The organism is Balneola sp. (genome assembly GCA_003712055.1).
Taxonomy (GTDB): Bacteria; Bacteroidota; Rhodothermia; order Balneolales; family Balneolaceae; genus RHLJ01.
Genome location: RHLJ01000001.1, coordinates 342,481 through 356,256 on the forward strand (window position 1 = coordinate 342,481; position 13,776 = coordinate 356,256).

Annotated in this window: 13 protein-coding genes; 3 read left to right on the forward strand and 10 right to left on the reverse strand. The window is 40.3% G+C overall.

What is annotated here, in order from left to right:
- Positions 1-60: 60 nt before the first annotated feature.
- The 3 genes from ED557_01570 to ED557_01580 all read left to right on the forward strand — a co-directional run bounded on the left by ED557_01570 (position 61) and on the right by ED557_01580 (position 4,185).
- Positions 61-942, forward strand: coding sequence for an aldo/keto reductase (locus tag ED557_01570; GenBank protein ID RNC85487.1), 882 nt, complete (start codon positions 61-63; stop codon positions 940-942).
- Between the two features lie 256 nt (positions 943-1,198).
- A complete protein-coding gene (locus ED557_01575; protein RNC85488.1) occupies positions 1,199-2,371 on the forward strand; it encodes a ribonuclease D in 1,173 nt (390 codons plus the stop codon).
- A 236-nt stretch (positions 2,372-2,607) separates the two neighbouring features.
- Positions 2,608-4,185 carry an amidase gene (locus tag ED557_01580; protein ID RNC85489.1) on the forward strand — a complete coding sequence of 526 codons (1,578 nt, stop codon included), beginning with the start codon at positions 2,608-2,610 and terminating at the stop codon, positions 4,183-4,185.
- Positions 4,186-4,282: 97 nt separating this feature from the next.
- Here the strand turns inward: ED557_01580 and bioA are convergent, their stop codons facing one another.
- The 10 genes from bioA to trpC form a co-directional block, all read right to left on the reverse strand.
- On the reverse strand, positions 4,283-5,554 hold the full coding sequence (bioA, locus tag ED557_01585; protein ID RNC85490.1) for an adenosylmethionine--8-amino-7-oxononanoate transaminase: 1,272 nt from the start codon (positions 5,552-5,554) through the stop codon (positions 4,283-4,285).
- A 233-nt stretch (positions 5,555-5,787) separates the two neighbouring features.
- Positions 5,788-6,408, reverse strand: a complete 621-nt coding sequence (gene bioD / locus ED557_01590) for a dethiobiotin synthase (GenBank protein RNC85491.1) — start codon at positions 6,406-6,408, stop codon at positions 5,788-5,790.
- Entirely contained in the window at positions 6,405-7,208 is an 804-nt protein-coding gene (locus ED557_01595; GenBank protein RNC85492.1) for a methyltransferase, read from the reverse strand. Before ED557_01595 ends, bioD begins: the two co-directional genes overlap by 4 nt.
- Positions 7,208-7,885, reverse strand: a complete 678-nt coding sequence (locus tag ED557_01600; GenBank protein ID RNC85493.1) for an alpha/beta hydrolase — start codon at positions 7,883-7,885, stop codon at positions 7,208-7,210. Before ED557_01600 ends, ED557_01595 begins: the two co-directional genes overlap by 1 nt.
- A complete protein-coding gene (locus ED557_01605; GenBank protein RNC85494.1) occupies positions 7,870-9,045 on the reverse strand; it encodes an 8-amino-7-oxononanoate synthase in 1,176 nt (391 codons plus the stop codon). Before ED557_01605 ends, ED557_01600 begins: the two co-directional genes overlap by 16 nt.
- Positions 9,046-9,051: 6 nt before the next feature.
- Positions 9,052-10,134 carry a DUF4837 family protein gene (locus ED557_01610; GenBank protein RNC86139.1) on the reverse strand — a complete coding sequence of 361 codons (1,083 nt, stop codon included), beginning with the start codon at positions 10,132-10,134 and terminating at the stop codon, positions 9,052-9,054.
- A gap of 7 nt (positions 10,135-10,141) precedes the next feature.
- Positions 10,142-10,939, reverse strand: a complete 798-nt coding sequence (locus ED557_01615) for a tryptophan synthase subunit alpha (protein ID RNC85495.1) — start codon at positions 10,937-10,939, stop codon at positions 10,142-10,144.
- Positions 10,940-11,033: 94 nt separating this feature from the next.
- Positions 11,034-12,239, reverse strand: a complete 1,206-nt coding sequence (trpB, locus tag ED557_01620) for a tryptophan synthase subunit beta (protein RNC85496.1) — start codon at positions 12,237-12,239, stop codon at positions 11,034-11,036.
- A 92-nt stretch (positions 12,240-12,331) separates the two neighbouring features.
- Positions 12,332-12,970 (reverse strand): phosphoribosylanthranilate isomerase, encoded by a 639-nt coding sequence (locus ED557_01625; GenBank protein RNC85497.1) that lies wholly within the window; start codon positions 12,968-12,970, stop codon positions 12,332-12,334.
- Entirely contained in the window at positions 12,963-13,775 is an 813-nt protein-coding gene (gene trpC / locus ED557_01630; protein ID RNC85498.1) for an indole-3-glycerol phosphate synthase TrpC, read from the reverse strand. Before trpC ends, ED557_01625 begins: the two co-directional genes overlap by 8 nt.
- Between the last annotated feature and the right edge of the window lies 1 nt (position 13,776).

The window sequence follows — 13,776 nt, forward strand, 5'->3', positions numbered from 1 at the left end:
CAAGTATTCAAATAACAATCAATTTAAAATTGTAGTATTGATAATTGAGAAATCACACAAATGAACTATAATCAACTTGGCAATTCCGAAATTCGAGTAAGTGAACTCAGTTTTGGGTGTATGTCGCTTGGGACAGATGACTCCTATAATGCCAACTTGCTTCGATATGCCTTCGAAAAGGGGATTAACTTTTTCGATACAGCTGATCTATACAATAAGGGACAGAACGAAGAAACGGTTGGCAAAGCATTAAGGGAGATACGCAGTGATGTAATTATTGCATCCAAAGTCGGAAATCAATGGAGAGAAGATGGCTCAGGCTGGGACTGGAACCCTTCAAAAGAGTATATCCTCTCCTCTATTGACAAATCCCTTAAACGCCTTCAAACGGACTACCTTGACTTGTACCAATTACATGGAGGCACCACTGATGATCCTATCGATGAAACCATTGAAGCCTTTGAGCTCCTCAAGGAACAGGGAAAAATTAGGGAGTATGGGATTTCATCTATTCGCCCGAATGTAATAAGAGAATGGATTAGCCGGTCTAATATGATAAGTGTGATGAGTCAATACAGCTTGCTAGATCGAAGACCTGAAGAAGAAACCTTCAAACTTCTTAAAGAAAACAATATCTCCGTACTTGTACGTGGAGCTGTAGCTCAAGGTCTTTTGATTGATAAACCCCCAAAAGAATACCTGGGATATACAGAAAAGCAAGTACTTGCCATGCAACGATTATTGAAGGAATTAGGGAACCCTGTTTCTCAATCAATGGCTTTTGTGTTAGATAATCCTGCTGTAACTGCAAGTGTATTAGGCTTGCGAACGGAAGAACAATTGGAACAAAGCTTAGAAGCTCTTGCTGAAAGCATTATTCCCGAGCAAATTGAGTTAATCCGGTCATTGCTTTTCCCAAATACATATCAAATTCACAGATAATTATAACTCGTTAGATTAAAAGCATTGAGAAGATTCTCATACCGTCCATACTTATCATCTTATTTCCTTTTGCGGATATCGAAGCACAAGATGTAATTGAAGAGCAGGTTCCTTGTAATCAAATGAGTACACCCTCGATTGTGATAAAGGATGGTTCTCACTGAGAATTACTTTAGATTTTAACGTAAATATTAGTCCAAGTTATAGTATGTTTGGTCTTGGGTTTTCTCTTGCAATAGAAGGGCATAAATAGTAGATCATCACATTGTCGAATTATAAATACGTAAACTCTTCAGATACATTTCTCCAGGTTTGTTCTTCACTAACACAGAAAAAGGAATTCGCAATAGACCTTGAATTCGATAAAAACCGATTTCGATATGGGTTTAATCTGTGCTTAATGCAAATATATACCGGGGAAGAATGCTTCTTAATAGATCCTTTATCAGTAGATGTTTCAGCTATTTTTCCTGTACTTGAAGATCCTTCGATTAGGAAAATCTGCTTTTCCTTCAGCGAGGATTTGAGACTTCTACATTTGCTTGGGTGTAAACCAAAAGGTCTTTATGATCTCAAAATTGCAGCTTCGTTATTAAACTTCCCTCCTACTTCTCTCAATACGCTGCTCAATCAGATTCTTGAGATTAATATAGATAAAGGTTCTCAACAGAGTAACTGGTTTACCCGACCTTTAAGTAAGGATCAACTAAAATATGCAGCTAATGATGTACTCTTTTTATTGGATCTAAAAAAGATGCTTGTTGAAAATGTAGAGAAGAAAAAAATGCAAGATTGGGTAATCCAGGAGAATGAATCAATTGAAGCTTCTGATTATTCCGGTGAAAAACACAAATCTGTGTTAAAGGAAAAGGATAAGAAAGGGTTTTCCGAATTTCACTGGTATGTATACACCAAACTCATTGAACTCAGAGAACAAAAGGCAGAGAACTTAAACCGTCCCTCCTTTAAAGTACTTGATAAGCAGTGGTTACATAAATTAGCCCATCAACCTGACGCCGTAAATAAATGGCTAAAACAACATGGAATTCATCCAACTCTAAAAAATCAAACTACACAGGAAGAGTTTAACCTGGTATTACAGAAGTCTATCTCTGAAGCTTCCGAGAAAGGATTATCAAAAAAGAAAAAAGCCTTCAATTCATTATCCAGAGAAGAATATCAAAAGGTTCAGGAATTTCAGCGGGCTCTTAAGCAGGCTAAAAATAAATACTATTCCCGCATCCAAAAGCTTATGAAAGAAGAATTTGGTGAATATGCTCAAAATTTCATACTCAATAACCGCTTGATTCAAGAACTTTTCGAGGGCAACCAGAAAAACCTCCTTCCTTACAAGAAAGATCTAATTGATCAATTTTCTTCAGAACTTGGATTGTCTTTATCAGGCTTTACTTACTCAAAACCCGGATAAAACTAAATAGCTTTGGTAATGCAGGTCTTCCCTTAACCGTCATTCCGAATTCATTTCGGAATCTTAAGAAAAGGCTCTGTTCAATCATAAGCCCTAATAAGTATTGAGGCATCACTAAGATGCTGAAACGAGTTCAGCATGACAGAAAGTGAACGAAAATATTTTTTAACCCCGGCTTTCTTGATTCACAAGCACTAAGTGAGTTTATTCTTCAAAATTGTAACTAACCCGGACTTGTGAAAAAACTCTCTGTTGCGCTATCACTGCTGCTACTTCTAACTCTTTCTAACTGTGAATTAAACTCTACAAGCCAATACGAGCGACTTGGTCTGGAGGAGATTACTATCGCTGAACTCCAGCAAGGATTTGATAATGGAGATTTTACTATTGAACAGGTTGTGTCAACATATTTAGAGAGAATTGAAGCTGTAGATAAAAACGGACCTGCTATAAATTCTATCATAGCTACTAATCCAGATGCCATTGAAATTGCTCGGCAGTTAGATGAAGAACTGGCTTCAGGAAATAAACGCGGACCAATGCATGGCATTCCCGTAGTTCTAAAGGACAATATCGACACATATGATCAAATGCCAAATACAGCGGGAGCCCGTGCTATGGAAGGTTCAATGCCTCTTCAGGATGCCTTTATTGTTGAAAGACTTAGAGAAAGTGGCGCTGTAATTATTGCAAAGGCCAACCTTAGCGAGTGGGCGAATTTTCATTCAAGCTTCTCTTCAAGTGGCTGGAGTGGTTTAGGTGGGCAGACCAAGAATCCATACGATATTACCAGAAACCCATGTGGATCAAGTGCCGGATCAGGGGCTTCTGCATCAGCAAACTTAACCGTAATTGCTATCGGAACTGAGACCAACGGCTCAATAACCTGCCCTTCTAGTGCGAATGGACTCGTAGGGATAAAACCTACTGTTGGACTATTAAGTCGATCAGGAATTATTCCTATTTCATTCACACAAGACACCCCTGGCCCAATGACCAGAACTGTGACTGATGCTGCAATTGCTCTTGGAGCAATGATTGGAATTGATGAAAAGGATGCTAAAACACTTGAGAGCGAAGGAAATTTCTATACTGACTATACTCAATTCTTAAACGAAGGAGCACTAGAAGGAAAACGTATTGGGGTATTCAATGGGCCAAGAAACAGGCATTTTAGAGTAGATACCCTTTTTAATGAAAATCTGCGGCTACTAGAGGCTCAGGGAGCTACTCTTATCGAAATTGATCAAATAGGTGGTTCCGGAGCAGGTGGAGACTCCTTCCAGGTACTTCTATATGAATTCAAAGACGGATTAAACCATTATTTTGCTTCTCTAGGAGAAAATGCGAAAGTCACTGACATGGATGATCTTATTGAAAAAACGATGAATGATCCTGTTGAAATGAAATACTTCGATCATAACTTGCTAATCACTGCCAATGAAAAAGGTGACTTAGAATCCAAAGAATACAAAACTGCTCTGGCCGATCTAATGAGGAAAACCAGAGACGAAGGTATTGATAAAGTAATGGAAGAAAATAACCTGGATGCTTTTGTATCAATTACAGGCGGGCCAGCATGGAAAACTGATCATACGAACGGGGATAATTTTGGACTTTCTTCAAGTTCTCCAGCAGCAAGAGCAGGATACCCAAACATCACGGTTCCAATGGGTTATATTGATGGTCTTCCAGTTGGAATTAACTTTTTTGGAAAAGCGTGGAGCGAACCGCAACTCATTGAACTCGCCTACTCTTTTGAGCAACTTACCAAAGCCAGAAAAGCTCCTGAATTCAGGAATTATGAGTTTTAATCAATGTTCAAATTCTAATCATTAATGGAACACTCAACTTATTCTAGTGAGCTTCTCTAAATGGAATTTGGACATTGGACATTGGAATTTTAATAATCTAAGAGACCAGCTCCATAATCGCATCATAAACGCCATCCAACTCTTCTTCTGATACACAATAAGGAGGCATTAGATATAGCACATTGCCAAGCGGCCTTATCAGATACCCCAAATCAAGAGAGTTCTTTTTTATGTCCTGTGCAACAGTATTGAAGTATCCAGCTTCTTCATCATTTACAATATCCATAGCAACAACAGTCCCTTTTACTCGAAAGTGTTCCAGGTTTGGTAAATCCTTTAGCCGTTCGAAATTCTTCAGATGAATCTGTTCCATATTTTTAAAAACAGAATCATTTTCAACAAGCAGTTTCCAGGAAGCTACCCCTGCTGCACAGCCTAATGGATTGCCGGTATAGCTATGCCCATGCCAGAAGGTTTTAATAGGGTCTGCAGAATTAAATACATCATAAATATCATCACTGCAAACTGTTGCTGCCAAAGGCATAAAACCACCAGATATCCCTTTGCTTAGACAAATAATATCCGGCTCAACCTGTGCCTTCAGACAGGCAAAATAATCCCCTGTTCTTCCAAAACCGGTCATTACTTCATCAAAAATAAGCAGCACATCAAACTGACGATTTACCCAATGTACCTTTTGTAGAAATTCCTCGGAACACATCCTCATCCCTCCTGCCCCCTGGATTAAAGGTTCCATCAAAATACCAGCGTATTTACCTGGGTTTTCATCTAATAAATTCTCAAGGTGTTCAATAATGGCATCCTCTTTTTCTCCCCTTTCATTGTCGCCAATCCAGGTTTCGGGGTAATGAATAACCTCCACATCGAACATAAGCTCCTTAAATACCTCTGTCCACAAAGATCGCTCTCCAGCCGACATAGCGCCAAGGGTATCTCCATGATAGGCTCCGTCAAAGCAAATAAAGGTCTTACGCTCCTCTCCTAGGTTCTTCCAATACTGATATGCCATCTTCATAGCTACTTCAACGGCAGTGGAGCCATTGTCGGAGTAAAACAGCCTGTTTAGGTTTTTAGGAAGCTTATTAGTTATTAATTCCGCTAACTGTTCCGCAGGATCATGGGTAAAGCCAGCAAATATTACATGCTCTAATGTTTTTGCCTGCTTATAAATTGCTTGTGCTATATCGGGATGGGAATGACCATGCATATTCACCCACCAGCTTGAGATACAATCAAGCACTCTGCGTCCGTCTTCTAGCTCTAAATAAGCTCCATCCCCTTTTAATACTTTTAGAGGCTCAGGACTGCCCTTTATAATGGTAAAAGGATGCCAAATATTCTTGCTCATATATCAATTTTAATTTTTGTTATTTCGACAAAGAAACTGGAAATAATTACACATAAATTAAGATACAAGTTATAAGAAACCCACCCCTTTCCCCTCCGTGGAGGGGAACTCTTTAACCTGAATAAATTCTGAACAACGAACTTCCCCTCCGCGGAGGGGATTGAGGGGTGGGTTCGACCTTATCAATACGGACTTCTAGAACGGTCTTGTAAACCAAAAGACGAAAAATATTTCTATTCAAAAATCTCATTAAAAGCACCATCCAGAGATTCATAACTAACTTCTTCAAGTCTTTCGAGCTCAAAAACAGGTATTCTCCCAAAGTGCGCAATCGTTTCCCTGTTACTATCATGAATATCACCGCTTAGAATAACTCCAAATACATCAATATCCCGATCTTTCAGAGCTTTCAGGGAGAGCAGTGTATGATTCAACGTGCCTAACGAACTACGAGCCACTAGCAACACCGGAATGTTGAATTTTTCGATTAGATCGAGCACGGTTTCCTTCCAGTTAATCGGGACAATAAGTCCTCCAGCCCCTTCCACTATCAAGTGCTTTGTATGAAATTCGGGAAGCTCAAAATCTGAAAGTGAAATAGAGACTCCGTCAATATCTGCAGAAGCATGAGGGCTCATTGGAGTATTCAATCGATATCTTTCAGGAATAATCCGATCATTTCCCGATTCAGAAACGCGTTGAACAAACTGGGTATCTGTCTCCTCTTCCAGTCCAGACTGAATAGGCTTCCAATAAGTAGCATCCAATCCGCACATTAACATTGTTGATACTACTGTTTTACCGATTTCGGTATCCGTTCCAGTCACAAAAAATCGCCCAGGAAAATTGATCATCTCATTTCTTTTTTAACTGCAAGATATACCACATGCCATTTCACTTTAACATCTCCATTTTTCTTTTTATCCCAAAATGAAGTGAGCAGACGTAATTGTTTTGTATTTAGAGATTTACCTGTTTTCGATGTATGAGCACCAATCTTTTTAAGATGCTGAAAGAAACCCAATGAGGACTCAAATTCCTGATATAAATCATTTTCGTAATAGTCGATCTGAACGGGATTAAGAGACAGCTTAACAACTACTTCCTCAACATCAGGCAAGGTATTGGCCGTAAAAGGTAATCCCAGTTCAAGACAACATTCATACCACTCAGCGAAACTGTGATTTCCAGGAAAAGCAGTAATGAGCAATCCACCTGGTTTTAAGGATTTTGTTAACCGATCCAGTCCTGTTGCCGGATCATCAAACCATTGAGCAGCAAAATTACTAACAATCAACGCGTATTTGTATTCCTGGATATTAAAATCATTTACATCCAGTACTTCAAAAACTACCCCGTCCCTTTTTCCAATCTTGTTTGAAGTAAAATCCACCATATCTGCGGACAGATCTGAAATTACTATTTCGCGATTTGGGAATTCATTTACAATATGCTCTGAAACGAAGCCCGTTCCACATCCTACTTCTAAAACAGGACCTGGAGGGATGATGTCTTTCCAGGGCTTTATAGAAGCTATGAGCCCTTCTGCTACCTTTTTCTGAATCACTGCATGTTCGTGGTAATAGCTTACCGAAGCGGAAAAATTCTTCCTCACCTGAGACGTCTGTATAACTTGCTGATCGATGCTGTTCATTACCTGTCAAAAATAGGGAAAGTGTCTGTTAGAATCTTGATACAATCCCCGGGATTACTATTCGGTAAGCTATGAGTTCCCGACTGAACCACTTCATAAGAAGCTGAGTTCAAACCTACCGACAATTCTTCTCCTCTTTTACCAGGAACAATGAAGTCGTTACTGGAGTCGATGATTATCCAGTTAGCTTTTTCCTTTTTGGACAGCTTTAGTTTTGTACTATGTAGTGCAGATAAATCCTTTCGTAATATGGATTGATTCATCCATTGTAAGCTGGGATTTGCAATCTCATTCTTTATAAAACAATTCTTATAAAAAGCGGTCAATACCTCTCTGGGGGTTTGCCTGAATTGTTTCTCCATCAGCTTGAGCGTTTTTTTTGAACGAGATTTATCAGGGTTTTTAAGAGGATGAAAACTATCAAAGCCATTAAATACTACAATAAGATCTACCTCTTCTCTCTTTTCTAGAGGACACCAATGCACTCCATAGGAATGAAGAAATAAAACCTTTCTTTTGACACCGACTCCATATTCAGGTTCAAAACTGCCTCCGAAATATCCTCGATCGGCGGGTTTTAAAAGTACGTGTTCAGGTAGTCGGTTTTGAATAGGAGTCCAAAATGTTGAATCAAATCCCCAACCGTGATAAGCATGAATTTCTATCTGTTTCTCCATGCCTTAAGAACTTCTATTAATTGATCAACTTCTTCTTTTGTGTGGTTTGTAGTTAATGTAACCCTTATTCGTGATGCTCCTGCCTCCACGGTTGGTGGACGAATTGCTGAAGCCAAGAATCCATGACTTTCCAGGAAAACCGAAAGTTTTACTGTCTCTTCTTCTGTACCAATGATTATCGGGATAATCTGGGAATTTGAAACTCCGGTCTCGAAGTCAGCTTTTGCGAGCTCTTCCTTCAAATAAGCCACATTCTCCATTAAAAAAGTGCGCTGAATATCCATTGAAGGAATTAAATCCAAGGCAGCATCAACTGCACCGATTACTGAAGGTGGCAAAGCGGTGGTATAAATAAAACCGGGACAAAAATTAATCAGGTAATCCTTTAAATCCCGGGAACACCCCGCAAATGCTCCAAAAGCACCAAAGGCTTTACCGAAAGTACCTAGCGATAATTCTATTCCCTCTCGTTTGTAGTTCAACCCAAGTCCATTCTCGCCCAAAACTCCCAATGCATGTGCATCATCCAGGTAAAGCATTACTGAATACTTCTCACACAGACCAACAAGTTTCATACTATCCGATCGATCTCCATCCATGCTGAAAACGGTTTCTGATACCACCCAAATCTGGTCATACCCTTCCGATCTAGATTCTATGAGCATATTCTCCAGATGTTCGTAATCGTTGTGCCTGAATCTCTTGAATGTTGCCCTACTCAATAGGGCACCTTGAATCAGACTATTGTGGCACTTCTTGTCAGCAAGTATTAAAGAACGCTTTCCTGCTATTGAAGAAAGAATGGTTGTATTTGCCTGGAAGCCTGAATTGAATAACAGTACTGCATCCAGATCCAGAACAGTGCTTAGTTTTTCTTCCAATTGCTGATGAATATCAAGGCTACCTGAGACGAGTCTGGAAGCTCCTGATCCTGTACCAAATCTGGCTGTAAATTCCTTTGATCTTCTTATTACTTCCGGGTGAGTAGCTAAGCCGAGATAATCGTTTGAACAGAAATTGATGTACTCTTTGCCATTAAACTCTATCCTCGAAGTTCCCGGAATGGGAGATAGCGATTTAAGCGATCGAAAACGATGCTCCTTTTTACGCTCTGAAAGCGCCCTTTTGATCGATTCCCTGAATGTTCGTCTGTTGCTCACAAATAGTTATGAACTACTTAACGTCCATGTTGAATCACTCTCGAATGTACGCCCCTTTGCTCTGAATTGACGTACAAAAGGAAGCTTTTGACGAACAGCAGGGGCAAATTGTGTGTACTCAATCATGAAGAGCCTTCTTGTAGCAGGATCATAATAGGTGAAATTCACAAAAGGTCCTCCCATGGCACCATTTATCATTTGCCAGGTCCCCAAAGTCTCATAACCAAGCAATCTTCCTTCCTGGAAGGTTGTTGTTTCTACCGGACGACGATATTCTGTAGAAACATACTGATCAGTAGTACTACCTTTTATGTATTGTTGAAGAAGTGAATCTCTGGTTGCATTAATCCAGGTATCGTCCAAAAAGCTGATATCATTTACCCCGTCTTTCCACCAAACCCACATCCATCTGTCGTTTTCAGGAAGGTATCTTCGATATGTTTGAAAATCGGTTGTATCTACACTCTTAATATAATCGTGCTGAATACGAATTTTAAATCCATGATCTTCCCATAGCGAATCTGAATATTGAACCTGCTCTTTCTTTTCATATACATCGTAGTTCCATCGGGTTAACTCTTTCTGAAGTGCACTATTAAGTAAAGCCAGTTCTGAATTTTTGATTTTCTGAGCCAGTGCTGAGTCTGAAGATGATGAAAGGATAAGGGCGTATTGATCTTTATACCATTGATCTTCTAGAGGAAATGCAAAGCTCTCCCCGCTCCTTACCCTTGCTTCTACCCCGTCATCTAGGAAAGCACGAACCTGCCTTCCAACATTATTGTCCGCATCAATAGGTGAAGCAAAAATGATATTCTTTGTTCTGCGAATGCGCTCAAGTTGTTGGGTAGACCGAATAGGCATGAAGGTAAGATTGAAATATGGCTCCGGATTTGGGAGTGTAAATACTGCTTTCCCAAAAGTATCGCGAATGGCCTGGGCTGTTTCACTATTCCATTCTGTGGAATCCATTACTACCACAAACTCTCGTATGTTCCCTTGAGCAACCGGGCGATAGTCTCCGCTACATGATATTGTTAGCACAAGAATAGCCGCTAAAAATAAGCTAGAAATAATATTTGATCTCATATCGGTATTACTTTCCAAATTTCAGTGAATGTACAAAAGAAAAAACGTCCTGTTTCCAGTTTTCAACTGGGTACGTTTTTTTAATGGTATCAATTAAGGCACTTCCAACAATAAAGCCATCGGCATTTGATGCGATCTGCTGAGCGTCTTCATACGATTTAATACCAAAGCCAACCATTTTTGGATTCTTTGTTACATTCGTATTTACCCGCTCTATGAATCGGCTTACGGAATCGGAAACTTCTTTTCCATCTCTTGCGCCTGTAACGCCTGTAACTGAAACACAGTACACAAAACCTTCCGATTTCTGGTCCGCTAATCTCATTCTTTCATCAGAGGTATTAGGAGCGACCAGATAGATAATTGGCAAATCATTTTTCATAGCTTCTGCCTCAATGATTCCACTCTCTTCTACAGGGATATCAGGAAGAATGAGACCGTCAGCTCCAGCCTCACCAGCTTTTTTGCAAAACTCTGACACCCCGTATCTCAATACCGGATTCATATAACCCATCAAAATGATGGGTATCTCTGAACTTTTCCGTATTTCCTGCACCATCTCAAAAATCTTATCGATGGAAATGCCATTAGCGATGGCAACTTCACTGGAATACTGAATGGTTGGGCCATCGGCTAACGGATCGCTGAAAGGCATTCCCAGCTCAATTACATCGGCTCCTTCCTTTTCGAAGCCAAGGATAAGATCAACGGTTGATTCTAAATCAGGATATCCTGCCGTAATAAAGAGGCTCATTAGTTTCTCACCTGAGCCTTTGTCTTGAAATTTTTTAGTGATTCTGTTCATTTCTTCTCATGGTCATTCTGAGCGAAAGCGAAGAATCTAATCGGGTATTCGACTAGATCCTTCGGCAGTAGCCTCAGGATGACTATTTATTCTGTTACAAATTCTCTGAAATAGTCTTCATGTCTTTATCTCCTCTTCCGGAACAGTTGATAAGAACAATCTCGTCTTCACTTGTTGTTGGCATTAACTGTTCCAACCAGGCAAAGGCATGAGCAGTCTCCAGCGCCGGGATGATTCCTTCTTTTCGAGATAATAACTTTACTGCTTCCATTGCTTCCGCATCGGTAACTGAATGATATTCCACTCTTTCTGAATCGTGTAAGTAAGAATGCTCCGGACCAATCCCGGGATAATCTAGCCCTGCGCTAATAGAATGGGCTAATTCAATCTGACCATTTTCATCATGGAGTAAGTAGCTCAACGAACCATGCAGTATACCAGGAGTTCCTTTGGTGATGGTCGCTGCCGTCTTTCCGGAATCAACCCCATAACCAGCCGCTTCAATACCAATGATCCTTATATCATCATTAATGAAAGGATAAAAGATCCCCATGGCATTAGAGCCTCCTCCAACGCAAGCCATAATATAGTCCGGAAGCCTTCCCTCCTTTTCCAGGATTTGCTGCTTGGCTTCATCGCCAATTACTCTGTGGAAATTCCGAACCATCATCGGATATGGATGAGGTCCTACTACAGAACCAATGATATAGAACGTATCCTCCGGATTCGTCACCCAATCTCGAATGGCTTCGTTAGTAGCATCTTTGAGGGTTTTTGAACCACTATGCACACTTCGAACCTCCGCACCCATAAGCTGCATGCGATCTACATTCAACTTCTGACGTTCGGTATCCTCAGCACCCATATATACGATACACTCAAGCCCGAATTTAGCACAAGCTGTTGCAGTAGCTACACCATGTTGTCCGGCTCCGGTTTCGGCTATAATTCTGGTCTTACCCATTCGCTTCGCCAAAAGGATCTGACCTATAGCATTATTGATTTTATGGGCACCGGTATGACAAAGGTCTTCTCGCTTTAGATAGATCTTGGCTTTTCCATAGTGCTCCGTAAGCTTATCTGCGAAGGTGAGTTTGGTGGGTCGTCCAACATATTCTTCCAAAAGAGCATGATATTCAGCCAGGAATTCAGGGTCATCTTTAGCTTTAAGATATTCTTCTTCTAATGCCTGAACCACCGGAATGAGAATTTCCGGAACGAATTTCCCTCCGTAATCGCCAAAATATCCTCTTTCGTTGGGTTGATTGTAGGTTTTAGTTTCTGGTACTGTTGTTTCCATAGTCATAAATGTCATTCTGAGCGAAAGCGAAGAATCTAGACGAATACCCGTCAAGATCCTTCGGTAGTAACCTCAGGATGACCTTTAATTAATTATTCAAGAGCGCTTATAGCCTCCATTAATTGTTCAATTTTTTCAAAATCTTTCAAGCCTGGCTCCTCCTCTACCCCGCTCGATACATCAATCCCAAATGGCTGAACAGTCTCGATAGCTTGTTTTACATTTTCGGGAGTGATTCCCCCTGAGAGGAAGAATGGATGCACTTTTTCAATGTCTCTCAGGATACTCCAGTCAAAGGTTTTTCCCGTTCCACCCCATTGATCTCCAATTTTTGAATCGAACAAATAGTAAGAAGCTACTTCAGAATAGAGCGCTACTTGTTCTTTCAGGGATTCAGAAGTGGTTTCGCTAGTAATATGAAGCACTTTGATAATCGGTTTATCAATCAATTGGCAATATTCTACCGATTCGCTTCCATGAAGCTGAACATAATCGAGCCCTGTTTCTTTGGCTATTTGATTTACTTCATCCAACGACTGATTTACAAAAACCCCTACCTTTTCCGGGCCTTCTAACCAATTGATGATAGCTCCAGCTTCACCGGGTTCAATATATCGCGGACTTTTAGGATAAAATATAAATCCCAGGTAATCGGCCATTGCTCCGGAAGCAAACCGGGCATCTTCAAGATTTGTAAGCCCACAAATTTTCACTTTAGTCCGATTATCCATGAATTACTCCTCGCTCAATCACTTCCTGACCTTGCTCTAATAGTTCAGAAACCGCCTTTCCGGGATCTGATTGACGCATGAAGTGTTCTCCTATCAATACTGAATGAATTCCTTCTTTTTGAAGAAGGGCGATGTCCTCACCAGTCGAAATTCCACTTTCTGACACTAATACCGTTCCATCAGGAGCCTGTTTTAAGATGGATGTCCCGCGATGAACGTCTACATTGAAATACTTTAGATCTCGGTTATTAACTCCCAGAATATCAATTTCATTAAAATTCAGACGATCGAAATCTTCCTGGTCATAGCATTCTACCAATGCTGAAAGCCCAAACTCTTTTGCAGATGCAATTAATTCGTAGAGCTGATCGCCTTGGGTGATAGCAACGATTATCAGAACTGCATCTGCTCCATATGCCCTGGCTTCTTTAACCTGGAATGGATCAATAACAAAATCCTTTCTGAGAAGCGGGACCTGGACTCGCTTTGAAATAGCAGATAAATACTCGAGACTTCCTTTGAAAAAGGGTTCGTCCGTTAATACAGAAATAGCTGATGCCCCACCATCTTCATATCTCAGGGCTATATCCAATGGGTCAAAATCTTCTCGAATGATTCCTTTTGAAGGTGATGCCTTTTTGACTTCAGCAATTACAGATACACCATCTCTTTGAAGCGCACTTTTAAAATCTATTCGTTCTTTCTCATAACCCTCTAAGGAATGCAGGTCGTTGAAAGAGATCTTTTGCTTTCGTTTAGAAAGATCCGATTTAGTTTGCTCTACTATCTTCTCGAGTATATTCAAT

Coding starts and splice junctions, on each gene's coding strand:
- ED557_01615 (RNC85495.1), bottom strand. CDS start 10,939: ATGAACAGAATCACTAAAAAATTTCAAGACAAAGGCTCAGGTGAGAAA.
- ED557_01595 (RNC85492.1), bottom strand. CDS start 7,208: ATGAACAGCATCGATCAGCAAGTTATACAGACGTCTCAGGTGAGGAAG.
- ED557_01625 (RNC85497.1), bottom strand. CDS start 12,970: ATGGATAATCGGACTAAAGTGAAAATTTGTGGGCTTACAAATCTTGAA.
- ED557_01570 (RNC85487.1), top strand. CDS start 61: ATGAACTATAATCAACTTGGCAATTCCGAAATTCGAGTAAGTGAACTC.
- bioD (RNC85491.1), bottom strand. CDS start 6,408: ATGATCAATTTTCCTGGGCGATTTTTTGTGACTGGAACGGATACCGAA.
- trpB (RNC85496.1), bottom strand. CDS start 12,239: ATGGAAACAACAGTACCAGAAACTAAAACCTACAATCAACCCAACGAA.
- ED557_01600 (RNC85493.1), bottom strand. CDS start 7,885: ATGGAGAAACAGATAGAAATTCATGCTTATCACGGTTGGGGATTTGAT.
- ED557_01610 (RNC86139.1), bottom strand. CDS start 10,134: ATGAGATCAAATATTATTTCTAGCTTATTTTTAGCGGCTATTCTTGTG.
- bioA (RNC85490.1), bottom strand. CDS start 5,554: ATGAGCAAGAATATTTGGCATCCTTTTACCATTATAAAGGGCAGTCCT.